We start from the raw sequence: 26,115 nt of genomic DNA on the forward strand, positions 1-26,115 counted from the left end.
CCTTTAATCAGCGCGAGATGCCACTGGTTGATTCAGCAAACATGGAGTCCACTTCCGACCCCAAAAGCTCCAAATCAAGACCGGAAGAGTTATTTTGCTGCTGGGGCACCTGGCCATGTACCGGCTCCTTAGCGAAAGCCTCCATGGCGGTGGTGTTCACTTGGGTGTCGTATTCGGGATAGTTATTGGCAACAACATGTAGCGTGTTGCTCAATACCTCCTGAACAGCATCGTACTGCTCTGCCGGGAATGACCAGGTGCCGTCTGGTAGCTGATTCAAGGTGGCCACTTGGCTAAGGTTTGAGGCGAAGTAGTTAGCCATTTCATCGCTCATACGGGGTGGTACCAAAATCACTTGTCCTACATTGCCAGGCTCAAGCGAAAACTGCTGTTTTGCCGGTGGGGGAGCGATCACCGGGGCAACCCGTTCGGTAGGTTGTGCATGTGACTGGACGGGCTGTTGGTTCGCCGGAGTATGAGGAGCCTGATGACCAGTTGCTCGTGCCATTGCTCTTCGTTGATCTCTTGACGCAACGGCTTGGCCAGCCACACTTTGTGGCTGCTGTGGCTGCTGTGGCTGCTGTGGCTGCTGTGGCTGCTGTGCTTGCGATGACTCCGCTGGAGCTGGAGCTGGAGCTGGAGAAGGCTGGCTCATCACACCACCGTTTAAATCTCTATCCTGCTGGGTTTCAATACCAGAAATTAGAATTGGATTTGAAGGGATTAATGGCGTTGCACGGGTCACGAACAACCCGTTATCTCCAGTTTTACGCAGCGCCACTACGAAGGTTGTGAACCCTGTTTTATTGGATTTACCAATGACACCCGTTTCAGGATCGATACTGGAGAGATAGCAGGGTTCCATAGGCAACAAGTTGCCTGATTGGCCCTTCTGCATCTTATTGGCTGTGTCTTGTTTGGTCTTCGGGCCAGCCGAAAATCGTATCAAGTTGACTATTTCAACCTGGTACTTTTCTGACTGGACCGCTTTGCCAACGACACCTGCAATACGTGATAGCATCTCATGCCTTCCCGTTCCGGGAGTGGCATACAGCGCCTTGGTTTCCTCAATGCTGGCAGGGCCATACGTATCCTGGCGCCATTGGGGAGCAAAGGTTTCGAGGATCGACTTAGACGGCTCGCCATTATCATCAAATTCAATAATGCGAACACCTGCAAGAGGAGAGCCTCCTTTGGAAGCAGCTGCGGGGGACAAGCCAGCAAAGAATTTTTCATTAAACTCATCGAGTGAGCTGACGGGGCTTGACCCTCTTATCAAGTCCACTGATAAGGACATCTTTCCATCATCATGGATGAACGGCGGATTTACTCGCGCACAACCGACCCAGGTCGATCCCTTACTTGCATCAGGGATCATTGTTGATGGCCAGCGTGTGCTGAGGGTGTAGGCTGCATTGGAATCGATACGCTGTGCTTTTTGGTCTACATAGCAGTTGCTCAGTAACACTGTCCCGCCAATGGCTACACGGCTCTGAACATCACGAATTTGGGGCTGGTTGGCTTGGTTTGCGTTTTGGTAAACCAATGCCTCCACATACTCTTTAGTATCCAATCGATACCCCATCACTCGATCCTGATTTCGATCACCAGTATTGGATAATTGGTACCCAGTCACACGGAGCGGAATATTCATGCTCGGCGGCAAACTGTTTTGAACACGAGCAGATTCAAACTGATCAAGAAGGGACATTGGCTTTACCTTTATTGGTTTCAATCATTATTGGGCTGCCCATAGGGCGCAATTTGAGACCCAGACCTACATGCCCATTACTGATGGGGATTTAGGTTGGATATCAGGGTGTTTCGACACATCTGGTGCTTGCTCGGCAAGTAGTGAGCGGGTGTGTTTGGCAATCAGCACTTCTTCCAGGCCTTCTGCCTGCTGAATGAGCGACTGCTGATAAACTTTCGCATCCTTGTTCGTTTTGACGCGGAAAGAGTAATCCTGTTGGGCGAAGGTCTCGGGGGATTCGCCCAACGATTCGAGTGCATGCTTAACTTTATCGATGTCGTACCCTGGATCTTTGATGCACTTGTGAAGCAGGTTGTGCTCTTTGAGCACTTCCAAGGTTGCGGATATATTCAGACTGCGAGAGTTCAAAGAGCTAACATCTACCGTCTGGGACAGGCTATCCACGTCGATGGAATAACGGGCCAGCGTTGATACAGCCGAATCCATGTCGAATTTCTCAACGCCCTTGATGTTCAGCTGGGATGTTTCGACGTTGGCAGGATCCACATGCTGTTTACTTAACACGTCCTTCAACTCGTCATATGCCAGACTCTTCTGCTCTTCGGCATACCGAGTCATGGCATTCAAGGAAGCAATCCTACTTTCCAGCACTGAGATCCGTTGAGCCGTTTTGCCGCTTGGTGGCTGTTGCTCTGATTTCTGCGCTGGTCGCACATCGCCATTAACCAGGTTGGTCATGAAGTCATCGCAAACCTGAACGATTGCATCGCGAATAGGGGTCTGTTTGCCATAGAGTTCGACCGACAAGTCGGGTTCTACCTCAATGAAATTCACCCGCATGCCAGGCTTTTCCTGCTTAAGCAGACTCACCATCTGATCAACAACCATGGCGCGGTTGTCTTTCACCATGCTGGTCCATGCCTTTGCCAACTCGACAGGCACATCCAGTTCGGCAATCACCAGACGATCGGCAGGAAATCCTCGGGCTTCGCCCAGAATGTCGTAGTGATGGACTTGGGACTTGTAGGTAAACAGCTTGTGGTTATCAGAACCGGTGTTTTCGGCTTCGGTTGCGGACATGGGAACCTTGGTATCCACAAGAATGCGCTGATCATTGAGGGTCCAGTACATGTCCGTATTGCCGGCCATGCTTTGCGGAGAGTCTTCGCAAGGGGTTTGAAGTGCTTGTTCGGCAGCAACATCCCGGCTGCCGCCATAGATCTTCAGGATTGCTTCTTTAAGTGGGCTTTCAAGCTTGATGCCCCGCATCATGTGAGGCGGAGGCTTATCAGGTGTTAGGCGAAACAGCTTCTCTGCGGCAAGTGTGGCCCCAGTTCTACCAAAGGGAGGAGTGAGACCCTGAGCCTCAAGGAGCAACGTTCCAACTTCAGATCCCCCTACAGCAATCTGACGTTTCAGATGCCATAAGAGCTGTTTATCACCCACTTGTTCATGTGTTTGCCTCAGCCAGTTTTTAACATTGTCATGCTTTAGCTGAGCACGCTGAGGAAGAGTGGCGAGGATTTCACGAATCAGATCTGCAGTCATTGTCTGTATATCATATAGTGTATATATACGAATACTATCACTTTTAATCAGAACTCGGTAAACCCCCGCAGGCTATTTAGAGATCCATTTCGTCTTTGATCATCTCAAAGAGCTTAGAATCTGATCCATTCACTGCAGTAATCCCCCCCTTTGGACTCTCGAAAAGAGTCACTGGGGTACCGCGATCATTAAGGCGCATATAAAGCTTCTGCGCATCTGCCATCGACAGCGCAACATCATTTGTCGCAATCAAACTCTCGCGTTCAATGGCCGTTTTGGGGCTCTGCATGAGTCGATCCAGGTATGAAAGACGCTCTGCTTGATCGGGCTGATGGAGCGCAATGTGGCTCACGGTTGGATTGCGCGTGACGCTATAGATGGGGATCCAGTGAAAGGTGAATTCACTCTGATGACTCTTTGAGTACTTGTATTCAGAGCGACAGTGAGGGCAGTTAGGGTCTGTGAAAACATATACATGGCGTGGTCCATTACCTGTCGTAATAGCGCTGACACCCTTAAGCGCAGCCATATACTCTTCTGGGTTAAGAGTGCCGTGCTTTTCACTGCTCGCCAGCTTATCCGGAGTCAAACGGTAATCATCAAATATACTGGGCTCCACAGTTGGCGCTTGTACAGCGGAGCTGATGACTGGTTGAGAGTTTGTTATCAACGAAAATTCCGGCACTTCAGGCGCTTTCATTTCAGTGGCTAAACGGTTGGCAGCATTTACGCCTGGCTCAGGCTTAACAATAGGCCCCATGATCATGTGCTGACCGTCAGGAAGCATGATGGCAAATGATGCTTTCAAATCTCCTGGAACCATGTAAGTCACCAGTGTGCTGGCATTCAAGACGGCTGAGACTTGGCTGCTGGGAGATGATGCATAGAAAGCCTCTACCGACATGATGCTGGCTTTCGGGTTCTGAGCCTTCAAAAGAGCCACTGCACGATTCTGTGTAGCCTCCGGAACGCCGGCAGCCAGCGTACAGGTTGCCGAGGATGCTAAAGCGCAAGCGGTAACCATCCTTAAAAAATACTTTCGAACAGCCTGTGTAATGCCCATCTTGCCTGCCCCCACGCCAAACCCCCTTTGATTTATATTAGGTACAAAAACAGAAAATCACATATTTCGTATATGTAACCAATATAGTATATTTCTCGCACTTTGAGCAATCTAGCTTTCTGGGGGGTTTAGTGTCTGAAAAGAGACAAATTGGAGTGATAGAGGATCAGAACGAAAAGGTCTATCGCCTTTTTGATCTGCGCGTTGAGCTTATAAAGCTGGCGGACAAACCGGGGATCATGTCGGCCTATGAACTGGTTGCGAAAGAGCTGGGGTGTAGCACCTCAGAGGTTCGCCGCTGGTTTACATCCGAAGATAACAGCTCATTCCGCGCCCCCCCACGAGAAAAAGCGATCTGGGATTACTTGGAGTGTGTTTCTGGATACCGCCTTGACCGAAATCTTTACCACCCTAAACCCGACTTCTGGGATTAAGCAGGCTTAGCGTATGGAACCTGAAAACCAGGAACAGTCCCGAAAAAAATCAGTTGAGACTGCACGCGCTCAGATGAACAAGTCAGAACAAGACGTCGCAGCATATCGCCAAATTGCTTCTGTACTTTCAGGCGTCATGACTGAAGACCGCGTAACACGAGAAAAGTCGTTATCGAGATGGCTTTCCTGCTCACTTGCTCTGAACATCATCATGGGGGTTGGCCTCGCCGTAATTGCCCAGCCTGTTACGGACATCAAAGTCATTCAGAAGCGTGACGACGGTTCCGTTGCTGAGGTGGCTGTTGCTGAAAAGGCGTTCTACGAATTGCGCGACATCAAGAGCTTCGCCCGTGACCGCGCTATCAGCATCCATACATGGACCTATAACAACTACGTTCAAGCATTTGAAGATGAACGCCCGTACTGGGATCCGCGTGCACTTTCTGACTACACCGGCCAGCTACTCGACGGTGGGACCTTCCAGCGTGCGCGTGAGTACCGTGCTCGCTATGAGTCTGTAGTTCCTCGTCCAGCAAAAGTCACACAACAAATGCTCTATAGCGGGCATTACCGCTTGTATCGAGTTGAAGTCATTGTGAATGAAGAGGTTATAGACATTGAAGGCATCGGCAGTCGTACCTGGAACATAACCATGGATATTCAGGAAGTGCCCCCGGAAGAGGGCGGTGGTGGCCTTCGAGTTATGCGTATTGATGAAACGGTGAACTGATGAAAGCCTTCAAGCTCGCTCGTCTATTCCTGGCTATAACCTTAGCAACAGGCTCCACAGTGGTCTCTGCAGATGAAGCTCCACTGGCAGATACAACCGCAACGGATGTGCCTCCTCAAGTTCAGGCCGATCCCGTGGCAAAGGCAAAGCCAATTGTGGCTGATGAGTACGATGCAGATCCTGCGCCGGAGGTCGTCGAAGCCATTAAGGGCGCCTTTAACGATTTGACGCCGAGTGAGAATGCTGAGGTCAATCAGGCGATCAAGGTCTATGAACATGCCGAGCAGTTTAGTCCGAAGCTACGTGCCCTGAATGAAACGTTCTCCGTCAAGTTGCACGCACCCCCACACTTTGAATTAAAACTGGTCTCTGGTTATGAGTCTGAGTTGGCGTTTTTCGACATGCAGGGCAAACCCTGGCCTGTTGCGAAGGTTACAGCCGGTAACACCAGTCTCATCACAGCCGAAAAAAATCCCGTTATTGAACATGTCGTTGGTGTGAATTCATCTGGCGCATCCAAGGCCGGTCGAAGCAACCTCAAAGTGTACTTCGATGGCTTGGATATGGGTGTAAGCGTTCCGGTGGCTGTGAACATCAAGGTTTACCACGACTCCATGAAACTAACCCTGCCTTCGATTGCGCCTCGGGCAGCTGGTGAAGCCATTCCTGTTCCTGCAGAGCCTCCATACCCTACGGCGTTGGACGATCCAATTGCCCGTGCAATTTTGGATAACCCTTATCAGCCAAACCCGGCATACCGGTGCGCTGCTCGATCTGTTCAAGCCCGAACAATTACTGGCAATCCCGCCCCGCCACTGGATCTGTATGTATTCAGTTGTGGTGATTCGCTGTACTTCCGTACCCGTCACCTGACTAATCCAGCGCCAGACCCTACAGGGATCGTTTATGGCCCTGATGGATACAGGGTGTACCGGTTTGATCTAGCGGGTGAAGTGTTTTCCATTCGATCCAAGACCGGACAAGCACTCTTTCTCGAAATAGCAGCGCCCAGTAATGAGATCGGCGCTCGTTTTGATGCTTCAGCGAGGATGCCTTATGAGTGATGCCCCGGTTGTTGATACCAGCACACAGAAGAAAAACTTCATATCAGGACTTTTCAGCCTGTTTAGTTCTGCAACTCCTCATAGTGGGTTTAATCGCCTGCTTTTGGTGTTTGCTCTGGTTGGCGCCTTTTCTTGGTACTGGTGGATGAGCGAAGACAAACAGACCGCAAGCTTAGGACGCACAGAAACAAGTGAGTCTGCATCCGAAAGCACCAGCCTGGACACCAACACTCTTGATGCAGGTACGCGCGCGGAAATTGCCAAGCATGATGCGGAAGCAGCCGGTGAGGCGAGGGAGAAGGGGGAAAACTTCGCCGGTGCACGACCCGCCCCGGAAAAAACTAGCACCAAGGATGTTCTGGCCGGGATACGTGACCGAGCGAAGCTTAAGACAGATGTCGTTGCGGTTGAAGACGCAGCGCCTGCTGCTCCAGTTGATGTGCCGGTCTTCAAGTTGGACTTGGAAACTGCCAGCCGCGCATCGAGTCCGCGTGTAGAAGATGCCAAACAAAACACGGTTACGACCCAGCCTAAGCAGGAAAAGGAAAATCCATACTTACATGCTGCGCTCGAAAAAACTAAGAAGGCCAAGAGCCAGGGAAGCGAATTCCTTAATGGAACTTTGGTTGAATTCGAGCCAGATGAGGAGGAACAACTGCTGGCTGCCAACAATGCACCCTCCGGTCGCACTCAACCTGGGTTGGAGCTAGGCGGCAGCGTCCAGGCAGAGGACCAGACAGCCCAAGTTAATGAACCCGTTGCCCGTCAGGTCCTAGATCCCGGTCATTTTGTTTTTGGGTACTCCTTAACTGGAGTCGATACCGATGTTGCCCGTAATGAAGTCGCTGCAGAAATCATGGGTGGTGAACTGGATGGATGCCGCTTGTTGGGTACCTGGCAAAGGCTGAGCAACTACAACCAGGAGCTATCACTTGTTTTCAACACCCTGTCGTATGGCGGGCAGCCCGTTCCGGTAAATCTCGTTGCATTTAATCATCAGTCCAAGCTCCCGGCATTCGTGGATGAAGTTGATAGACACATTTTGGTTCGCTGGGGGGGCTTAGTTACAGGATCAATGCTTGCAGCGTTAAAGACAACTGCAACGGCAGCGGCCGTCACCAATGAAGAAGCAGCTGTAGCGTTCAGCCTATCCGATGATGAGCTTAAAGAAGTCTTTGTCTCCTCCGCAGGAGACAAAGCTGCAGAAAAACTGATTGAGCTATTTGATCGACCCATAACGTCAAGGGTCTTTCCTCATCAAGAGATGCAGTTGTTGGTTATGGAGCCGGTCTCAGTGCCCCATTCAACACGAGGCTGTTCCTCAAGGAACTACTAATCAATCGAATACTGACTGAATAGGACCACTAAGCAATGGCGCATGACGAACACGGCAGTCTGGACCCGACTCTAGGACTTAGAGAGCCAAGCGATGAAGAACACGAACTGGAGGATTTGAAAAAGATGCTGGATGAAGAGGACGTTGCCGAAAATGCAGGCTCATCCGAAAAAGGCAAACAAACCGACACTGACACAGAAGCAGTCGAGGCACCTAAGAAGCGAAAGAAAGGTGTAAACCCCGTGCTGAAGTTAATGGTCGGATTCATGGGGCTTGCTGTGCTTGGCGTAGGTGGTGCGGCAGCGTATATGAGTGTTGGCGGTGGATTCAACCAAACGAATGCCCAGTTCCAGCCGGTTGACCTTCCTGCTCGACCTGCAATCCAGACGAAACCAGCTGTGGGCACTACTCAGCCTGCTTCTGTTCAGCCGCAAGCGGCTGGAGCCTATTCTGCCCCTGCTGCACAAGCTCAGCCTGTTCAGGTACCCGTTTTTACGATGAACACAGGTACCGGTGCCGCTACCGGGATGCCAAGCCACGAGCCTGGCTATTCCAACCCTCAAACACAAGCTGGCAATGAACATGCTCGTGCAACTCAGCTTGGTGGTCTGGCACACCGGGAGGGTAATGACCCACTGCCATTGTCGGAAGGTTCCAGTGCGGCTCATGTCAGTCTGCTGAATGAAATGAATGCACTCAAAAACGAATTTAATCGTCAAACAGCGAAGTTTAACGAATTCGATTCGGCTGCAACCGTACTTCACCAAACGCATGGCGATCAGCTGCGCTACATGAAGGATGCACTGCGTGAGCAAAGCAAAGTCATACTTGAAATGCAGAAGGAGATGCAGCGTCTGGCTGAAGTCGTGAGCACCCAAAAAGCCGGTGGATCTGATGCAAAACTCATTGCCCGGGTCGAGAAACTGGAAAAGACAGCCGAGCTGACAGAAAAGCACGAGAAGGACATGAAATGGGTGTCCTATACCCGCATGTGCGAAGTTGAAAAGTCGCTTGGCATTTCTCGTTGGGCATCCTATTGCGGATTTGATGCCAAAGAAGCTGCAAACGAAGTCATCACGGGCAATTCGCCAGTACCTGTCATGACACCCGTTCAGCCCGCTGGCAAGGGTCCTCAGGAAAGTGTCTCTGCTGAAGTTCCCGCCACAGTAGGTGGCTTCACAAGCCCCAGCATGCCTTTGGGTGTCCAAAGCATGGTCCCAGCTGCGCAGAGTCAAAACCCGTGCTCATACGCTTCCAAAGAATGGAAACTGGCCATGTTGAGCGATTCATCTGCAATGATTGTGCGACTCAGCGACGGCTACAGAACACTTCTCGAAATGCACTCTCCGGTACCGGGGTTAGGTCGCGTACAGATGTTTGTCGATCGTGACTACCCGCAGTACATCCAATTTACGAACGGCATCATTTGCGGCGGATAAACCCATATGTTTGAGAACTCAACTGCAGAAGCGGCCGTTAACATGATGATGGCCATTAGTGCGAACTACCCTGGGCTGTATTTGTTCAGCTTTGTGGCGTTTGCGCTCGTCGGTGTCTTCATTATTGGCGTCAATTTCTATCGGCTGGTTCAGTTGCGAGTTTTCATGACGCTATCGCCCCAGGAGTACAACTTCGGCATGGCGTGCTTTTCCATATTGGCGGGTACCGGAATGGTTGTAGCAGCTTGGTTGTTTGCAACGATTGGGCAGTCTGTTCTGGACCATGGCTACGGCTCTTTGTTCCCCCCAGAGCAGGTTAACGGTGGCCTCACCCCCGTCAAAATGATGGGCATGTTCGTTGAATACACCCTCCGATTATTAGGCGTGCTCATTGGCTTTTGGGGCCTGGCAAATATTGCACACGCCAATTCCCCTGGAGGTGACAAGCAGCAGATGCGCGCAGGTATTGTCCGCGTCATCGTGGGTCCCGTCATCATTTACATCCGTGACTTCGCCAACCTCTTCGGAGGAATGGGCGACAAATTGTTTGGCTAAAAAACCTTTTCTATCACACAACCACATGAAGGAATCCGTGATGAAAACTAAGAAAACACTGAAATCAGTAATAGCGGCTTCAGCCTTTGCTCTTATGAGTGCTAATGCTTTGGCGGCTGGTGAAAGCCTTGGAAGCATGGCTCAAGGGCACTGGGCGGATGAGGCGGGCGGCATTTTCCAGTTCGTGATTCTTGCCTTTGCGTTTGTAGGGGTCGTAATCGCCGGCACCTGTCTAATTGGCATGGCCATGATCAAAATGGCCCCTAACAATCCCGCGACACAGAAGTTTGAGCAAGCCGGTACGGGCAACCTGGGTATGGGAGCACTGTTTGGCGCAGGCCTGGCTGCGTTGATGACTGTATTGGGCTTTTTCATCGGTACAGCTGCAGGCACTGATGCAGATACTGACGGATTGAACCGTTTGCGTGGCAGCTCCATTGTTGAGCCGGCAAGTGTTGAATACATTGCCAGTGTTAATGCTGATTTCACTACCGTACGGGCAGCATAATGTCTTCAGTGCTCGGTAACTGGAGTGCGCCCATTACGGGAGTGGACGTTGCTGAACTGCAGCGTGTGATCGAGTCCTTCGATCACCGCTGTCAGTACTGCGGATTCCAGACTTATCTCACCGCCCAGGTCCCGCTGGGCCATTTCCATGTTGTCGTGCGTGATAAACGCTTGCACTCGGAACCGGCAAATTGGGTGCCTTTGTGTGATATGTGCGTGGACTTCAATCAGCTTGACCTGCTTGAAGGGAAGGGTATGTTTATTGAAGCCCCCTGGATCTCGCAAGGGCGCCTGAACAATGTTGTGCGTACTTGCTATGCCATGACCCTATCGTCCGGTACCGAGTGGGGCGACATGGCACAGGCCGCTGATCGGCTTTTACGTGCGATCGACTGTCCCCCAAAACAATGGAGTGAAATGGATTGGAAGGGTGAACCGAACATCCTCCAAGAGGTGCTGGAAAAGGCACCCTATGCCTTTCCTAAATCTGCATACCTCTCGAAGCTCCGGGTTCGCTTGGATAGAGCCCCATATGAAGAAGCGATCCGCTACTGGATCAACCCCATTGAACGTTCATGGTTTGCTTCTGAGTACGCCAGCAACAGCGGAACAACACAGTCACGATGACTCCAGGTGTCGCATTCTTTGAACATTCCTTAGCGTGCTGCCCAGATGGCTCTGTGGTCGAGTTTGATGGCGTCCAATCGCTGCCTGACGATAGTGTCTGGATGACTGATCTCACCGAGTCAGATCTGAATGCACGCTATGCAGGGCGCTGGCGAATTAAGAACAATAGCTACTTCTACAGCCGAATGGCGACTGCATTGAGTGACTTGGGCTTAAGCAGTGCCGCACCACATGACCAGCTTACTCTCCTGCAGGACGTATATGGGTGGACGCTCCAGGCTCAAAGGTCCTATGGCTTTGCGTATGATCGTTTTTCTGCCCGGCTTGTTGAGAGGGCAGCACCAGCCAAGACACCTCAAAAACGTCTGAAATCAGTGCAGAGCCAGGCAGCACAGCGCTTTTGTCAGCTCGCGCCTTCGCGGAGCACACCTTTCTTCGTGTACGTTCCGCCGACCATGCTGTTTAGGGCGCTATCAACAAAGCCTTATCCCATCGGTCAATTCAGATACTGCGAAACAGTCGATTACCTCGACCTCGAATCAACAATGCCAAAAACGGCATTCGTGCTTATCACTAACAACCAAGTATTAGAACAGTTGATGCTGTTACCACATCATCGATATGCCCCCCGAAGAACGGAGCAGGGTCTTTGGCTGGCATTACCTGAGTATCAGCAGGCCTGCACCGAACTGGGGTACTCGCTGCCCTGTGATCACAGCATTGTTGCCAAACAGCATTCAACACTGGGAGCTGAAGTGCCGTTAAGCCAAGTAGCCGGCGTTGAGATGGGTAAGAGACTCATTCGCGAACAAGTCTCCTACAGTCTTTTCCTGCTGTTTGATGCCATCTTAGGATCGCGATTAGGCGTCAGTACGCCTCATCTCAGTTTTAGTGAAATCTACCTATCTGCCCTAGCCCGAATGGCGCTGGTCGAACATGTGAAAGCTTTCCAGAAACTTGGTTTTAGCCTTTCGGGCTATGGCGTTAACCGAATTGGCTTTGAAAGCCATCCTTTGGCGTTGTCACTGAATGACCGCAGCGCCTTTATCAATACGCTCGACCAGTCCCGACTCTTGATGCCTGTGACTGATCTTCAGGTCCAATACCAGGAACGCCAAGGGGACCACTACAGCATGCTAATGGCAATGCTAAGCAGTGGAAATACTCAATCAGTGATTGAGCTCAATCATCATATTCTAGCGACGGAGTAACAGTGTGGGTGTTTCCTTATTCGGTTCGATAGTGGATGGCATTAGCAGAGGCATGGAGAAAACCCAGCACCCCGGGAAATCCTGTGACCTGGCATTGCCGATTGGTGATACGCACATCACTGTGTGTGATAACGGCAGCTTGGTCTCGGTTATTGAGATCCGAGGCAACCGGACCTTCATCGGCGCAGAGCTGCATGAGGAAAACATCCGGGAACTGGAAGATACGCTGGCGCAGTACTTCAATGCCAAAGCTCATGACATCGGTTTTTTCTATGAGCAAGACACCGACAAGGGCGTTATTAAACGGGAGCTGGAATACATTTACTCGCCCATCCGCTCAGCTTCACGTGCTCAAGGGCTTTTGAATGATGAGCTACTGAATGAAGAGATGACTATGTTGCAGGACTTCTTGCACATAGAGCGCACTTGGTTGGTGTGCTGGACCTTACCCAGTGTTAGAACACAGGTTGCGCGCGGTGAGTTACTGGCCGGCGACGCTTTCCGGAAGCTCCATACTCGTACCCGCCAGTCTTTAACGAAAATGTCAGACTTTTCCATGCGAGCAAGCACGCACAACTCCATGCTTGAGCGTCTACAGGCAGCCATGACCCACCTCGGATTCTCGCTACGAAGACTGAATAATTCAGAGTTTACGCGCAATATCCGGCGCTGCATTGATGAACACAAGACCGGGAACAATTGGTCGCCACGTTTGGCTGGCACCAATACTGGGAACATCATTTATCCGGCTGAAAACCAAAAGGAGATGGTCAAGGAGGCCGCGGCTGCTCTAATGCCCGAGCGAATTGGTACCCAACTATGGCCTTCAGAGCCTGAGTATCATCCTGACTTCAAGGACATGCTCATTGTCGGAAACCGGGTCTACAAGATACTGGCGCTGCGTGTAATGCCCAATGGACGCATTCCATTCAACAAACTGCTGCGTGAAGCGAATGGATACAAGATCCCGTTCCGGTTTTCGGCGCTACTGCATTCCGCTGGTGCAGGCCAGATCACGGCTAAATATGCCCTGATGTCACTGCTCACGATCATTCCAATCCCAAGCACGAACAAGCAGGTTCGGGACCAGATAGATGCGCTTGGCAAGTTGAAGAAAGAGCATGGCTTCCCAGACGCAGCCGGCCAGTATTGCTTGACTACCTGGGCACCTCTCGGGGAAGAAGACCGACTTCGCCAGAACGCCGATCGCTTGTTACAGATAGTGAATGGCTGGGGCCAGGCCAATGGCTACTTCCTGCGTGATGATGTCAAAGAAGGATTCATGAGCACTTTGCCAGGGTACCGAAACGGCAGTATCGCGCCGACGGGTGTTGGCCCCTTGCGAGAGCTGCTGTACCAGATGCCATTGACTCGACCGTCACTCCCCTTTGATAAAGGTGCAATGACGTTCCTGAGTGAAGACGGCCGGCCCTTGGCGTTCCAGCCGTTCGACTACAAGGTAATGCGACACCACGTTTACCTGGTGGTTGGCGAGCCAGGCTATGGTAAGTCTGCCACGATCAACAACATGATCAGTAGCCTTGTTATGTCGTCGCCGGACGTGCCTTACATCGGCATCTCCGATATCGGCACCAGTTCATTAGGCTCCATTAGGCTAGCGCAATCGATCCTGCCAGAAGGCAAAAAGCATTTAGCCATGTACCACCGCTTCAACAACGTTGAGCGTGATGCGTATAACATTCTGCAGACTGACTACGCCCTGCGCCGACCTTTGATAGAACACAATGCAGACATCTCCAACTTGCTGGAGCTGATGCTGTCTGATGACCGCACTCAGTCTATCCATCCTGATCTACCAGGCCTTATACAGGCAGTGCTCAAACTGGCATACGACCTGAAAGCGGATAAGGGCCCTAAGTCTTCACCGAACTACTACACCGGCAGCGCTCATAACGATCGCTACTGGCCAGAAATCGGTTCTGCACTTCAGCGCATTGGACTACGCCCGGAGAAGACTGACACTTGGTGGTATATCTTCGATGAGCTTCATGATGCAGGTGAACACCGTGCTGCGTCATTGGTTCAGCGCTTTGCCGCTCCAACATTGCCGTTCCTTGCCCGAGTCGCGTCACGATCTGAAATCCGCGAAGAGTACCCGGGAGATTACGATACCAGCACAAAGTTGGTTGAGTATTTCGCTCGCCGTATTGGTGAGGTCAGCGAGCGTTACCCGGCACTGTCGAACATTTCGCAACTGGATCTTGGCGATGCTCGAATCATTGCGCTGGATATGGAAGAGGTTGTGCCGGCCGGTGATAAGAAATCAGACTTTTCGCTTAAGAAGCAGGGCGCCATTTTTGTAACTGTGGCCGCGAGGATACTGACCAGCCGGTTCTTCTGGAAGGAAGACCGCCTGGCCTACATTCCCGAGCGGTACCGGGCATATTACTCAGACTGGATCCGTTCCATTCGTCAGACGACGAACGTGTTCATGGAGGATGAGGTGCAGCGTACTGCCGGTATCCCACAGGCAGACTCTATGCGTACCAAGATCACCAACGAAGGCCGAAAGTGGGAAATTGGTATTATCCTGAGTTCCCAGGACGTGACTGAGATGCCGCAGCGTGTTATCAAGTTCTCTACCTGCAGGATCATTTGTGGATTCACCAAGAAGTCCATTGATGATGCTGCTAAGAGCCTTGAACTTACGGATAACGAGCGTGAGCTTGTTATCAGACGCATACGCCCACCATCTAAAGAGGGCGCGTGGATCCTGCTAATGATGGATGCTGATGAAGGCTATTACTCGCAGCTGGTAAACGTGAAGATGGGGCCACAAAAGTTGTGGGGGCTTTCAACAAAGAACCGTGATTCACGAGTTCGTGATGCCATCTACCAGGAGTTCGGTGATGAACCAGGACGCCGACTGCTGGCCAAGATGTACCCCAGTGGTTCGATCGAAGATGAATACCAGACGCGGCTACACCGATTGAGTGAGTCAGAGGATATGGGCCTGATGACGCTGGAAGAAACCCAGGACAACAAGAACGTATTGGAAGGCCTGAAAGACAGCATCATTGAGCATGGGCGTGCTATCTACACACAGGAGATCCGAGAGGGCCTATGATTGATCAAACAAGCACTGAGTCAGCTCTGGAGCCCACAAGCCAGATCACGGTTGAAGCTCACGATCTACACCAGGCCGAACGATTGCTGAAGGAGCATTTCAGTGACGAAGGTCTTGATGTAATCAGCATACAGATGACGAGATCCTGGATCACGGATACGGGGCTCGTTGAATACGTCTTTGACGTTAAGCACTACGTTGGCCCTAAGCAGGCGCGTAATACCTTCAGGCCTTAGTCCGTTAAAGCGTAAGTAAGGGTCAAACTGCGCGGTATAGGCCCGCGAGTGCCTGAATACCAAGCGCAGTAATAACCGGGTAGGCTTCACCGTGAACACTGGGCGTATGTTTGCAAACAAAGCCAAGTTCGGTGAGCCTATTCAGCTTTGTAAAAATGACACTTCTATGCGTACGAAGTACACCTGCTATTTCAGCTGCAGAGTGCATTCCTGATAAAAGTAGTAGTAATACTGGGATAAGCCCCAACCGGCCATGTGACCAGTGTTGTTGGTACCATGTGAACGGGGGAGCAGAAATGTCCTCGTACCATTCACGCAAATGAAACAGAACTTCCTTTACCGACTTCAGTACTTCCATCCCTTTAGTGGTTAACTGCTTTGCAGGGGCTTGACTCGTTTTGTACTCCTCAACATATCCGTTGTTAACCAGGTCATAGAACCGATTGAGTATATCCTGGCGTGCAACTTGCAGGTCACTCTGAACGTGTCGGAAGGTTAGGGCCTTATCTTTGAAACAGCCAAGCACCAACAGCGAGCTGCAGCTGATACTGTGCAAATCCAGCAGGTTCACGAATGTTGTTATAGCATTGGCGAAATCTTCAGGGAGATCTTCGGCTGGTAGTGAAACCAGATTGCGGGGTAAATCGGTTGGGGCAAAAGACCCCAAAAAGCGATCACGCTCTTTTCGAGCATGAATCAATGAATCCTTTAACCCTCCTGGTTCTGAAAAGCTGATCCTGCCGGAATATCCAAGGGGGGCAGGAATAGCCAGAAGGGTACGTGTACCGACCCTTTTCAAGTACTGGTCAGAATCAGAACTGGTGCGCAGCGCAATGGTATTTAGTACTGGAGTAGATTTCATCAATATCATTTCAATTAGCCCACTCGATATGTTTTGAGCCGGTTGGAATTAAATGTAGATGCACCGCCCGCAAAACCGAATCCATCCGGGTCAAAGTCCAACCAATGATTCGTAATGTATGAGGCTTCAGGTCCATAAAGATGGTTCCATTGCCTACCATTCAGGTTTAGGGACTTTTCGGTATCACAGAATGCTAATTGAATTGCACCATTCTTAACGATGGCTAGGAGTTTCACATCCGGTCGATAACGTTCTGGTTGGTCTGCAATAAACCTATGATTTTCAATCGACTCCATCATAAAAAAGTCCAAGTTAGATTCGTGTATTCCCGCAGCGTTGGCTTTGGAGTTGCTGGTGCCAGCTGCTTGATGGAATCAATGTTCGCGGTGCAGTCAGGATGCAATATTAGGAGCCTTTATTTAACAGTGAATGGTTGCTTTTGATTGGTGTTGAAATAGTTGAAACTTGTAAGATTCATACCTTTAACTGCATTGCGGGCTTCCGATTTTGCATCAAGGGATTGCTATAGCTCTTATAGTCGCACTTCACTCTGTTAAGGGGGTAGATCAGGCATTATTGCACAGATAGTTAGTGTATATATGGTGATAGGTTAATTAAATAATCGGAACTTCTATATGGTTGAGCTTACAACGTTAGCTGATGCTCGACCATAAGCAAGGGCGATTAGAGCAGCTCATGCCCAATACGGCCAACAAGAGAAAAACGAATTTGTTGTAGAGTGGTTTCGCCTGTTCGATTGCGATCAGATTCATGATCATTTGAATCGTGAGCCTCGTATTGAAAAGTTTTCTCGGTAAACCATTGCTGAAATTACGCAAGCTAAAAAATGGGTACATTTAAACTTCGCAGAATTGCATTTGTAGGCCAATATGATGCAGTCTGACTGCACTGCATACTGTTGTTTCACAACCCAGAGATGGAGCTGGAATACGGAAAGCGAACGCCTTTTGTTCAATGAGTAGCGCTGGTATCAAAGTTAGCTCTACTACCCTGCGAGCTGTAGAAAGGCAGTTTCACTTCTAGCCTCGACTTTACGGGGGCTAGGGATAAGGCCCGGAAAGTTCTGTAGGGGTCAGTGTTTACAAATTGAGACTAACAAAGCGGGACATATCCCGCTTTGTTGAAATTCCTTGTGTTGCCTGCTTGCTAATTAATAGCCAGCGGCTTGAGCAAACTGGAGACAGGTCTCAAGGGGTAAAAACAGGCGGGTTTGTCCATCAGGAGCTTCAAATTCAACGAAGCCAAATTTCTGATAGAACCCGTCTGCACCGTCTTTTGGATCTACGACTATACCAATAAAGGGCGGGATGGCAGGGTGCCGGTAACATTCAGCAACTTGCAGTATTACAGAGGTGATTAGATGCTTACCCAGGGTTTTGCCCTGGTGTTGCTGAGCCACACCCATGCGAGCAAGCAGAAGTGCAGGGGCAGTATTGTTGGGCGGGTTTGAGCGGCCCGGCACCTTTGTGCCTGGTGCAAAAACAACCTCAGAGTTCTTCAGTGTCATGAAGGCCAGAATTTCGCTAGGATTCTGCTCATCCACGAGCACTTGCGTTTTGGCTAGGCCCCGCTTATCCATTGCGGCGGCCTGTTGTTGCAGAAATTTGTTCAGCTCTTCTGAGCCGCAGTCAAATCCATTTCGATCATGTACAGATTTATCAAGCTGAACCTGTGTCAGCTTGGTTTTAGAGTTGGATGTTGATTCCACCATTTTCTTTCATTTTCCTCGCGATATTCAGTAGTTCTTCATTAATCGGAGGCGGATTCATGATGGCGTCCATGATTTGAGCTTGCCCCTTTAAGGAGAGTTCAAACTTTTCATGTTTGGTTACCACTTCCCGAGCTCGCTCAATGGCGATCTCACGGAGGAAGTCTGAAACGCTGGTGCCCATAATGTCCGCCGCATCTTGTACTAGCTCGATCACTTCCGGTGCAGCACGACTTACGAGCCGTGATGATTTTGAAGCTTTCTCAACTGTTGCCATTACAAAGATTCTCACTCTTTTCATTCATCAAACCGGGGCGTAGTGCGCCACGGGGAGTAGGCATGTGCGTAGTGTCTCTCTGACTTGTGCTCGATACCTGTATGCCATATTGGCATACGAACCCCAGAAGGTCAACAATGTGTGCCACTTTGGCATACGTTGGAGCGTATGCGTCTTGATGGCAGAGGTGCCCAATGCTGAAGCCCAGTCATACCCACGCTATGTACCCTCGGGAAGTGATTCGTATTTGAAGGATCGGACTTGATTCACATGCGTGGATGGGTAAGAACGGAAATCAATGGATATCGATTGATAATAATTTACCGTCTGTAGGTGAAACGCCGCTCTTTTGGAGTGACGAACATCGCTGTTTCGACAGGCATGGTATCAGGGCTAGGAGCCTTGAATCGTCAGACACCCTTCAAACTGAAGGCCTACCTGCAAACACGCAAGCTAACATAATGGCAACGGGTAACTTGCCCAGGAAAAAGTTTGATTTATCGTCGGGAGAATTGTGTCTGAATCAACAGAAAGAGTTAAAAGTGTACCAGCACCCTTGTTTGGTAGTGCTATTTGGATTTCCATGTATGAACTCAATCAGTTGGTTTGCTAGTTTCTACGGCGATAAGTAGTAGCTGCGAGCTGATAAGGAAAAGATTGTCAATGGAAAACAAAGTCTGGGGAATAGCCAAAGTTAGAGATCATGCGCCTGAGCCTTGTACGTACGAACCGAGCATCTGAAAGAACGGGTATGGTGTAGGTTATATGACCATCGACCGCAGAGCCTTAACTCCCACCCAGTTGCAGGAGATTTGCTAATAAGAGGTGGGACGGCCGCGTTCGAACATCAACCGAGAGCCTTGCACTAGGCACCATGTAAGGGTAAAGGGTAGAAAATGGGAACTCATGGAAATGGAAGCTCAATGACTAACACTCTCTACGGACTGACTCGGATTCTGCTCCACAACTCCTACTTCAATGGCCTGACAGTCTGTTTCAATACCGATGGGCACTCGAACGCCAGTGGGGGCAATGGCGCCGGCAAGACCTCAGCCCTCAACCTCATTCCAATTCTATACGGGGCAGAACCCAACCAGTTGGTCAGTCAAGTCAGCGGTAAGCTACCCTTCATCGACTACTACCTGCCAACCCAAGCCAGCGCACTGGTGTTCGAGCATCTGAGGGAAGACGGGCATCGCTTAGCGCTCATGTACCGACACACCACCGGCGTCAGAACCATTTATCGTTTTGTCCACGGGTCCCTGGAGGACACGTTCCTTCGAGATGATATTCGGCCCCTGCTGAATGCCGGTCGACCGATAACGGAAATCATGGGTGTGTTGCTGGCACAGGGTATAGAAGTCAGTCGGCAGATCGACAATATCACGGACTACCGGGCGATTATCCAAAACGATAGACGCCTTCTCAGACGTGGCGGAAGCAATCGAAACCGCGACATGGCGCTAGCCCGGCAATACTGTCTCGGTGGCCCCGATTCTCACATGAGCCACTTGGATCGAATGAGTTATTCGGTTTTGAAGCGGGAGGACATGTTTAACCGCCTTCAACAGATGATTGCCGACACCCAATTCGGTGACATCCACATCGATGATAAACCTGCCCACCTGCGTGATAAGTCACTGGTCGATGATATCAGCAGCCTACGTAGTTTCAGTGCTGCGGAAGGGGATATACGTCAATGCGTGGAACTGCACCAATCACGCTCGCTTCTGTTGCAGGACCTTGATCAGGCTGCAGGCCAGTTGAAGTCGGCCGTTGTCGCGGGGGAACAAAGACGGGTTCAGCTGGGAGGCAGGATCAAGGCCCTAGAGGCAGATCTCACCGAATTGAGCCAATGCTTTGAAGTCGAGCACAGGGATCTGCTGAACGAACGTAATCGCCTGCAATCCGAGGTTGAGCAGCTTGATATCACGATCAAAAATATTCATGAAGAGCATGCCGACTGGCTGGGACAGGATATCACGCAGAAAAAGGCCGACTTTAAGAATCTTGAGCAACTAACGCAACGCGAGTCAGAGCTGAGCAGAGCGCTAGACCAGCTCACCACGAAAGTTGTAAATCTGGAGTTAGAGCGGGCAAAGGCAAGCACCGAAGCGGATCAGGCATATGAGCAGCATCGCAGTAAGCTCGCCGCACGCGAGCTGGCGCTCACCCAGCAACAGGGGGATCTGGACCGGCTGCGTCATGAAAATGCCCAGCAGCTCACCTGTGAACGCGATCAGGCACTCGATGACTTCGAATCGAGTGACATTCACTCGGCACTGGAACCGCTGAACCAGAAGATCGGTGACTTGGCGGCCCAAGCCCGAACGGCGTCCCGCACTTCGAACGAAGAACAAACGTTGACTCGCCTGGAGCAGGGGCACCAGCTGGCAGTTGATCAGCAGACACTGGCCCGAAAGAAGTGGCAGGATGCAGAAGAGCAAACCCGCCAGCATCAAAAACTGATTGACCAAGCATTGGAGGCCCTCCAAGCGGCCAAGCAGGCTGTGGCTAAAGCCGAAGAAAAGTGCACCTATCTGACCAACCTTTTGCACCCAGTGGATGGAACATTGCTTTCCGAACTGCGCCAGCACCATCCTGGTTGGGCGCACTCGATCGGGCGTGTTATCAACCCGGATCTACTGGCCCGCAAGGATCTCGAACCCCACTTTTTGCCTGAGCAAGAGACCTTCTACGGCTGGTCGCTGGCGCTGTCAAAACTAGATCCGGTCCCCGCGGCCGCCAGTGAAGCAGTTCTGAAAGAGCGACTTGAGCATGCTGAGTCCGTCCTGCGTAATGCCAAAGAGACTGAAAAGAACCAGCAACAGGGATGTGAACAACTGACCGCGAAAATGAAGCCTTTTCAGGAGGCACAATTAGCGGCCAAGCACGAACTCTACCGAATTCAACGGGAAGCGGAAGCACTGCAGGCACGCTACAGCACCTATAGGGCCGAGACCCAGACTGCAGCTGAGCAGCGTCAAGTAGATGCAAGACAAGCCCTGAAAGAAGTCGAAGGGGAAATACGGGCAGTACGAGAATCGATTCGGGAGCGCAAGCAAGCAATTCGGGAGCGATTTGATGAACAGGCGCGGGAGGCGGATGCGCTTTACCAAAGCAATCGCCAGGTGATTGAGGACGATATCAAGCGGGTCAAGGCCCAGCTGGCACAGGCTATCCGTGACCATGATGTTGATGTGGCCCTTATTGATCAATGCTTCAGCGAGCAATGCCTGCGTGAAGGTGTCGATCCTAGACAGATCCGGGCGGCCCGCGAGGCCTTGAAAGCCCAATCTGTCCGGATCGAAACGGTGAAAGGGTATGAAACCGACCTGTTGCGGTATGACGTATGGCTCAAGGAACGTTGGCAAACGCTGGAGGCCAAACAGTCACGCTTCCACCAACTGAGTCTGGCGCGGGATGAAGCGCGTGAGCGGGTGCTCGCACGGGAAAGGCGCTTCAAACAGGAGGAGCATCAATTTCGGGAAACACTGCATACCCAGCAGTCAGCCCTGGATACCTTGAGCCAGGCGCTGTCTCGCGCTCAATTGGTCCTGCAGCGTGTGGGCACCGTCGAAAACGGTGTGCATGAGGATGACTTAGCGTATCTCGACCCGCTTGCCGATTCACTGGAGGGCATGCTGGAAGCCGAGAGTCGTCTGCGACAGCAACTGCTGCGCAAAGTTGAACGCATCGGGGATATTCTTCGCCAGTATGGCGACTCCAAGATACACAACGCCTGGGTATACCTCCTCGAACAGCGCAAGGCCCGAACAGGATTGGATGAGTTCGATATGGAGTTCAAGCTGCAATTACCGGACGATCTGGCCTACCTGGTTGATGAGCAGTTACCGGACCTGCGTAATTCACTTTTTGAACAGATTCGTGCCGTGGGAGATAGCCTGTCGCGTTACCACGGGTCGCTCAAAGTGCTGAATGATGAAGTCATCAAGGTATCCCGCCATCTTCGTGAGAAGATCAATACCAATCAGCGTATCGACAGCCTGACGAATATTGAGCTGCATGTGACATCCAAGGTTGTTGAAGGCGACTACTGGGAGCGACTCAGTGCATTCAATAAGCAGTGGATCGAGTGGCGTGAACGACGTGACTCAGGGCTTCCCTCAGACAGGCTGATGGCGGCGCTCACCGATGCCAACGATGCGTTGCAACATGCCGATATACGGCAGGACCTGAAATCTCTTATAGGCTTGCGTATTACGGTAGTGGAGAACGGCCGCATGGCGGTAGTGAACAATTCACGTGAATTTGATGAGTTGAGCAGCAACGGCCTGTCATACCTGGCCCTGATCGTGATCTATATCGGTATGGCTCGGTATCTCTGCCCGAATCCGAACATTGCGCTGCACTGGCCGGTCGATGAGCTCGCCAATCTTTCGCCGGAAAATATTGCACGGGTGTTCGAGATGTTTGACGAAGCGGGCCTGTACCTCTTCTCGGCATTCCCCAGCACAGACCCGAACCTACTTAAGTTCTTCAAGCATCGGACCCTGATTGACCGTCAAACCGGCATTAGAGCCGTGGCCTTCGTAGAGCTGGGCGAAGATGATCCGGCGCGCCAGCGCATGAAACAAGCCATGATGGAGGTGAAGGGTTGATATGGACACACATGCGTTTGCTCAAACCACTCAATTACTCTTGTCCGGACGTGTGATCTGCGAGGCCTCAGCCCCTATGCCCTACAGTTTCTTGCAAATGGAAAGCAACCTGGAAGTAGTGCGCGACTACCTGACCCGAATTGACCGTACGGTACGGATCACCGGGGACGGTAAGGCCTATTTCTGTGCCTACCTGGATCTATCCGAAACCGGAGCTAAAACAGCGGTGAAAGGCCTGTTCCGCGAGTTCATGCGTGACCTGGAGCCGTTGGTGAAATGGCTTCAATTGGCACGCGAATGCCACCCCTCAGGCCGCCCTTTGGAAGCAGGTGAACTGCTGAACGGCAGTGAGATGTTGGGGTACATAGAGCGCTCCCCAGTATTGACGGAGATGCTGACAGAGCTGACGAAGAACAAGCTGTTTAAGTCCCAGGCTCAGGATGGCAAGGGCCGTATCCGGCAAGTTTTGGAGAAGCTTGTCGAAGAGGGATATTTGATTAAGCTCGACACGACAGGCTCACGGTTCAAAGCCACGGGCCGTTTCAGTTACCTCTACGATGTACTGGACACAGTGAGGACGCTTGAGAATCTCGATCTGGAATCGGATGACCAGATTAGTGACCAAGGGGAGCTGATCTAATGGCCCGAATGGATGATGCGGCCGATGGGTTGCGTGCGATTGGCCTTCATCGCGATGCGCTGTTGGACGCCTACTTGAACCATCATGGCGCGATTTCTGATAGTGAGGATAACAAGCCCGTCATTCGAGCTTTATTAAAGCACCACTTGGCCTGGCGTCTGGAAGAGGATGAACCCGTCCAGATCAGCAGCGCCCTAATCCCCACTTTGTCGGCAGTGACTCGAAGCTATCGCATGACAACAGCGGATCTGTCGATTGCCCACCTGTGGCGAGAGATACAGGAAGCGATTGAGGGATACCGCGATGCCAAGCAACGTGGTTCCCACATTGACTGCGAAACCTATATTGGGACGGCCTATGACTTGGGGCACCAGCTGATCGAAAACCTGAGGGAGGGGGTCGCGCAATTCAGCCATCATATCAGCAGCGGCTTTACCTATATCCATGATCTCAAACTCCGGGCGAGGGAGAACCGGCGCGTCATCCGCCGCGCCAGTCAACTCAACGATGTCCTGGAAACCTTCGACCACGCTTCCTTGCAGCAACTAGCCGGGGTTGATCCCCAGCTCAGGCGCCTGCTGCTCCGCGCCTTGCCAAAAGCGCTTGAGGCATGTGGCAAGGAGCTGGTGCATGCGATCGCCCGGCTGACCGAAATGCTACATACCATTACCCGTCATCAGCGGCTTTCCCAGCTCATTGATGCTATTGCCGGGTTGTACCAGACCGATCATGCATACGTGCCGAGCATCGAGTGGCTGGAGGATGTACCACCTGCCTTGAACATAGCGCCTCCCTTACTTCAGCGTTCGATGGTCGATCCGCGCAACCCCGAGCATGAGGATGACCTGATCGCCATCGTGAATGGATTACCTCGACTGGATCCCTTGGAAGAGGAAGCATTTACGCCAACATTGATACAGGATGGGCTGGAACAGGTAACGGAGGTTATTGCCCCCCATCCTGTTCAAATCGCGGCCAACTTGATGATCGAACTGGCACTTGAAAGCTCTCGCCCCGTGTCGGCAAGGCAAATTCATGGTGCCTATCCCGTCGAGTCAGATCTGGAGATGTGGCTGCTGACGCTTGTGAATACGGTGAATGCACTGTCAGACAAGCAACGACAGCAACTCGACATGATGTTTGTCGAAGCCATTGATTCGGTCCTGTCCGGTAATCGTTGGGTGAGCGATATAGTGCTTCGGCGAAAGGAAGGGCGTGTCCATGCGGCGTGAATTTGAAGTCGTTCAACGTGCCCTACAGAGGGCTGAGAGCAAAGTAAAGTTGAACGTCACTTGGCGGCGCATTCATGAAGAAACGGGCATCGGTGACCTTGTGGGGGCATCCCTGGTGCTGTCTCATGGTGATCGTGCCCAGTTGAGGGACTGGCTAAATCGTAAGACCGGTGTCGACCCTCTGTCGAAGGAAAAGCTCGGTGCTACACGCATGGACCTTGCGCAACAGGGGAGGGATGAAAAACTGGCGATGGAGCCTGTTTTCGGGGGCATGATCAAGGTGGCGCGTGCCGATGGTACTGCTCTCAAATTAACAGCTGGCCCAGCCATCGTACCCCCCGGCTCCCTGCTCAATGTGGAGTCCGAAGCCCTGATCGTGGCGCAGGAACCTGTTGTTATCGTGGAAAATGGCGCCGCGATGCGCAACTGGCAGGAAATCAATCTACCGGACCATATCAAATCAGCCATACTCATCTACCGGGGGCATGGGGGCGATGCGCAGCATGTGCTGAACCTATTGAAAGGCGGAGGAGCCGCCTGCAGGGTGGGGTTCTTTGATTTTGATCCTGCTGGTCTTCAGATGGGCCTTACGCTACCCATTGATGGGCTGCTGATTCCGGCTGATTGGCCGGCCCTGACGGCTGATGCCAATTGGGTCAGAGACTACAATAAGCCAGAGTCTTTTTGGCATCAAGGCGTTGCTCTTCAATACTTAAAGCAGCATGCGCCAGCTTCGCTAACTACACTGATTCAGCACATCGAGCTAAACCAGCTGGCGATCACACAAGAACATATAATCAAGCATCGTATCCCATTACAGCTAATCTCATTGATTTAGCAACGGCGCCCACCACTAGGAAGTTGCTTATGCTGAAGAGGCATGGAATTCAGCGCTGAATCAGGTACTAGATCGGTAATGTTTGCGTACTAAACAGAAACTGTAAAAGCTCTGATGCTTCGCGCCTTCAAGCTCTGTCTGGAAGAAGTTGCCGAGCTTAATACTGACTGAAATACCATCTAATGGGAGTAAACACTCAAATGCAGGGCATAGCTACCATGACTGAAAATAAATTGCCTCTCACACTGATCGGTGAAGATCCGGTACGGAGTGAAAAGCTCTAAGATTACTTAGCTCCGTTTACTAGAAGTTATCTGTTTTAGATGAAGTCCAAAGGGTATGTAGGAGTCGAAAAAACTACTG

General features: G+C 51.3%; 22 protein-coding genes. 15 read left to right on the top strand and 7 right to left on the bottom strand.

Annotation, left to right across the window (positions count from 1 at the left end; genetic code table 11):
- Positions 1 to 7: 7 nt before the first annotated feature.
- The 3 genes from BW956_RS20675 to BW956_RS20685 form a co-directional block, all read right to left on the bottom strand.
- Positions 8 to 1,711 (bottom strand): hypothetical protein, encoded by a 1,704-nt coding sequence (locus BW956_RS20675; protein WP_139327254.1) that lies wholly within the window; start codon positions 1,709 to 1,711, stop codon positions 8 to 10.
- Positions 1,712 to 1,777: 66 nt separating this feature from the next.
- Positions 1,778 to 3,262, bottom strand: a complete 1,485-nt coding sequence (locus tag BW956_RS20680; RefSeq protein ID WP_076466078.1) for a hypothetical protein — start codon at positions 3,260 to 3,262, stop codon at positions 1,778 to 1,780.
- Positions 3,263 to 3,338: 76 nt separating this feature from the next.
- Entirely contained in the window at positions 3,339 to 4,325 is a 987-nt protein-coding gene (locus BW956_RS20685) for a thioredoxin domain-containing protein (RefSeq protein WP_139327255.1), read from the bottom strand.
- Positions 4,326 to 4,456: 131 nt separating this feature from the next.
- On the opposite strand from BW956_RS20685, the gene BW956_RS20690 reads away from it, so the two are divergent.
- The 11 genes from BW956_RS20690 to BW956_RS20740 all read left to right on the top strand — a co-directional run bounded on the left by BW956_RS20690 (position 4,457) and on the right by BW956_RS20740 (position 15,552).
- A complete protein-coding gene (locus BW956_RS20690) occupies positions 4,457 to 4,759 on the top strand; it encodes a hypothetical protein (protein WP_139327256.1) in 303 nt (100 codons plus the stop codon).
- A 13-nt stretch (positions 4,760 to 4,772) separates the two neighbouring features.
- Entirely contained in the window at positions 4,773 to 5,489 is a 717-nt protein-coding gene (locus tag BW956_RS20695; RefSeq protein ID WP_076466086.1) for a DotI/IcmL/TraM family protein, read from the top strand.
- Positions 5,489 to 6,553 (top strand): DotH/IcmK family type IV secretion protein, encoded by a 1,065-nt coding sequence (locus BW956_RS20700; protein ID WP_076466088.1) that lies wholly within the window; start codon positions 5,489 to 5,491, stop codon positions 6,551 to 6,553. The genes BW956_RS20695 and BW956_RS20700 overlap by 1 nt, the downstream gene beginning before the upstream one ends.
- Positions 6,546 to 7,889: a hypothetical protein gene (locus BW956_RS20705; protein ID WP_076466091.1), complete on the top strand. Its 1,344-nt coding sequence runs from the start codon at positions 6,546 to 6,548 to the stop codon at positions 7,887 to 7,889. The genes BW956_RS20700 and BW956_RS20705 overlap by 8 nt, the downstream gene beginning before the upstream one ends.
- A 35-nt stretch (positions 7,890 to 7,924) precedes the next feature.
- Positions 7,925 to 9,328, top strand: a complete 1,404-nt coding sequence (locus BW956_RS20710) for a hypothetical protein (RefSeq protein ID WP_139327257.1) — start codon at positions 7,925 to 7,927, stop codon at positions 9,326 to 9,328.
- A gap of 6 nt (positions 9,329 to 9,334) precedes the next feature.
- Positions 9,335 to 9,883, top strand: a complete 549-nt coding sequence (locus BW956_RS20715) for a hypothetical protein (protein WP_076466096.1) — start codon at positions 9,335 to 9,337, stop codon at positions 9,881 to 9,883.
- Complete coding sequence (locus BW956_RS20720) at positions 9,876 to 10,391, top strand: hypothetical protein (RefSeq protein ID WP_139327258.1); 516 nt, start codon at positions 9,876 to 9,878, stop codon at positions 10,389 to 10,391. Before BW956_RS20715 ends, BW956_RS20720 begins: the two co-directional genes overlap by 8 nt.
- Complete coding sequence (locus tag BW956_RS20725) at positions 10,391 to 11,017, top strand: HNH endonuclease signature motif containing protein (protein WP_139327259.1); 627 nt, start codon at positions 10,391 to 10,393, stop codon at positions 11,015 to 11,017. Before BW956_RS20720 ends, BW956_RS20725 begins: the two co-directional genes overlap by 1 nt.
- A 101-nt stretch (positions 11,018 to 11,118) precedes the next feature.
- Positions 11,119 to 12,228 carry a hypothetical protein gene (locus BW956_RS20730; protein ID WP_139327260.1) on the top strand — a complete coding sequence of 370 codons (1,110 nt, stop codon included), beginning with the start codon at positions 11,119 to 11,121 and terminating at the stop codon, positions 12,226 to 12,228.
- A 4-nt stretch (positions 12,229 to 12,232) separates the two neighbouring features.
- Positions 12,233 to 15,316: a hypothetical protein gene (locus BW956_RS20735; protein WP_139327261.1), complete on the top strand. Its 3,084-nt coding sequence runs from the start codon at positions 12,233 to 12,235 to the stop codon at positions 15,314 to 15,316.
- Positions 15,313 to 15,552, top strand: a complete 240-nt coding sequence (locus tag BW956_RS20740; RefSeq protein WP_076466109.1) for a hypothetical protein — start codon at positions 15,313 to 15,315, stop codon at positions 15,550 to 15,552. The genes BW956_RS20735 and BW956_RS20740 overlap by 4 nt, the downstream gene beginning before the upstream one ends.
- 22 nt (positions 15,553 to 15,574) lie before the next feature.
- Here the strand turns inward: BW956_RS20740 and BW956_RS20745 are convergent, their stop codons facing one another.
- From BW956_RS20745 to BW956_RS20755, 4 genes are all read right to left on the bottom strand, one after another.
- The gene (locus BW956_RS20745; RefSeq protein ID WP_076466112.1) at positions 15,575 to 16,414 is read right to left on the bottom strand and encodes a hypothetical protein; all 840 of its coding nucleotides are present in this window, start codon (positions 16,412 to 16,414) and stop codon (positions 15,575 to 15,577) included.
- Between the two features lie 14 nt (positions 16,415 to 16,428).
- Positions 16,429 to 16,713: a hypothetical protein gene (locus tag BW956_RS22335; protein ID WP_139327262.1), complete on the bottom strand. Its 285-nt coding sequence runs from the start codon at positions 16,711 to 16,713 to the stop codon at positions 16,429 to 16,431.
- Positions 16,714 to 17,585: 872 nt separating this feature from the next.
- On the bottom strand, positions 17,586 to 18,146 hold the full coding sequence (locus BW956_RS20750; RefSeq protein WP_076466114.1) for a GNAT family N-acetyltransferase: 561 nt from the start codon (positions 18,144 to 18,146) through the stop codon (positions 17,586 to 17,588).
- Complete coding sequence (locus tag BW956_RS20755; protein ID WP_076466179.1) at positions 18,121 to 18,420, bottom strand: type II toxin-antitoxin system TacA family antitoxin; 300 nt, start codon at positions 18,418 to 18,420, stop codon at positions 18,121 to 18,123. The genes BW956_RS20750 and BW956_RS20755 overlap by 26 nt, the downstream gene beginning before the upstream one ends.
- Before the next feature lie 923 nt (positions 18,421 to 19,343).
- On the opposite strand from BW956_RS20755, the gene BW956_RS20760 reads away from it, so the two are divergent.
- The 4 genes from BW956_RS20760 to BW956_RS20775 are packed head-to-tail and all read left to right on the top strand — an operon-like array spanning position 19,344 to position 25,752.
- Positions 19,344 to 23,042 carry an ATP-binding protein gene (locus BW956_RS20760; protein ID WP_076466117.1) on the top strand — a complete coding sequence of 1,233 codons (3,699 nt, stop codon included), beginning with the start codon at positions 19,344 to 19,346 and terminating at the stop codon, positions 23,040 to 23,042.
- Between the two features lies 1 nt (position 23,043).
- Positions 23,044 to 23,682 (top strand): condensin complex protein MksE, encoded by a 639-nt coding sequence (locus tag BW956_RS20765; protein WP_076466119.1) that lies wholly within the window; start codon positions 23,044 to 23,046, stop codon positions 23,680 to 23,682.
- On the top strand, positions 23,682 to 24,914 hold the full coding sequence (locus BW956_RS20770) for a hypothetical protein (protein ID WP_076466121.1): 1,233 nt from the start codon (positions 23,682 to 23,684) through the stop codon (positions 24,912 to 24,914). The genes BW956_RS20765 and BW956_RS20770 overlap by 1 nt, the downstream gene beginning before the upstream one ends.
- Positions 24,904 to 25,752: a DUF7281 domain-containing protein gene (locus BW956_RS20775; RefSeq protein ID WP_076466124.1), complete on the top strand. Its 849-nt coding sequence runs from the start codon at positions 24,904 to 24,906 to the stop codon at positions 25,750 to 25,752. The genes BW956_RS20770 and BW956_RS20775 overlap by 11 nt, the downstream gene beginning before the upstream one ends.
- The last annotated feature ends 363 nt before the right edge of the window (positions 25,753 to 26,115 follow it).

Origin of the sequence: Marinobacterium stanieri, from assembly GCF_900155945.1 — a bacterium.
In the GTDB taxonomy this organism is placed as follows: domain Bacteria; phylum Pseudomonadota; class Gammaproteobacteria; order Pseudomonadales; family Balneatricaceae; genus Marinobacterium; species Marinobacterium stanieri.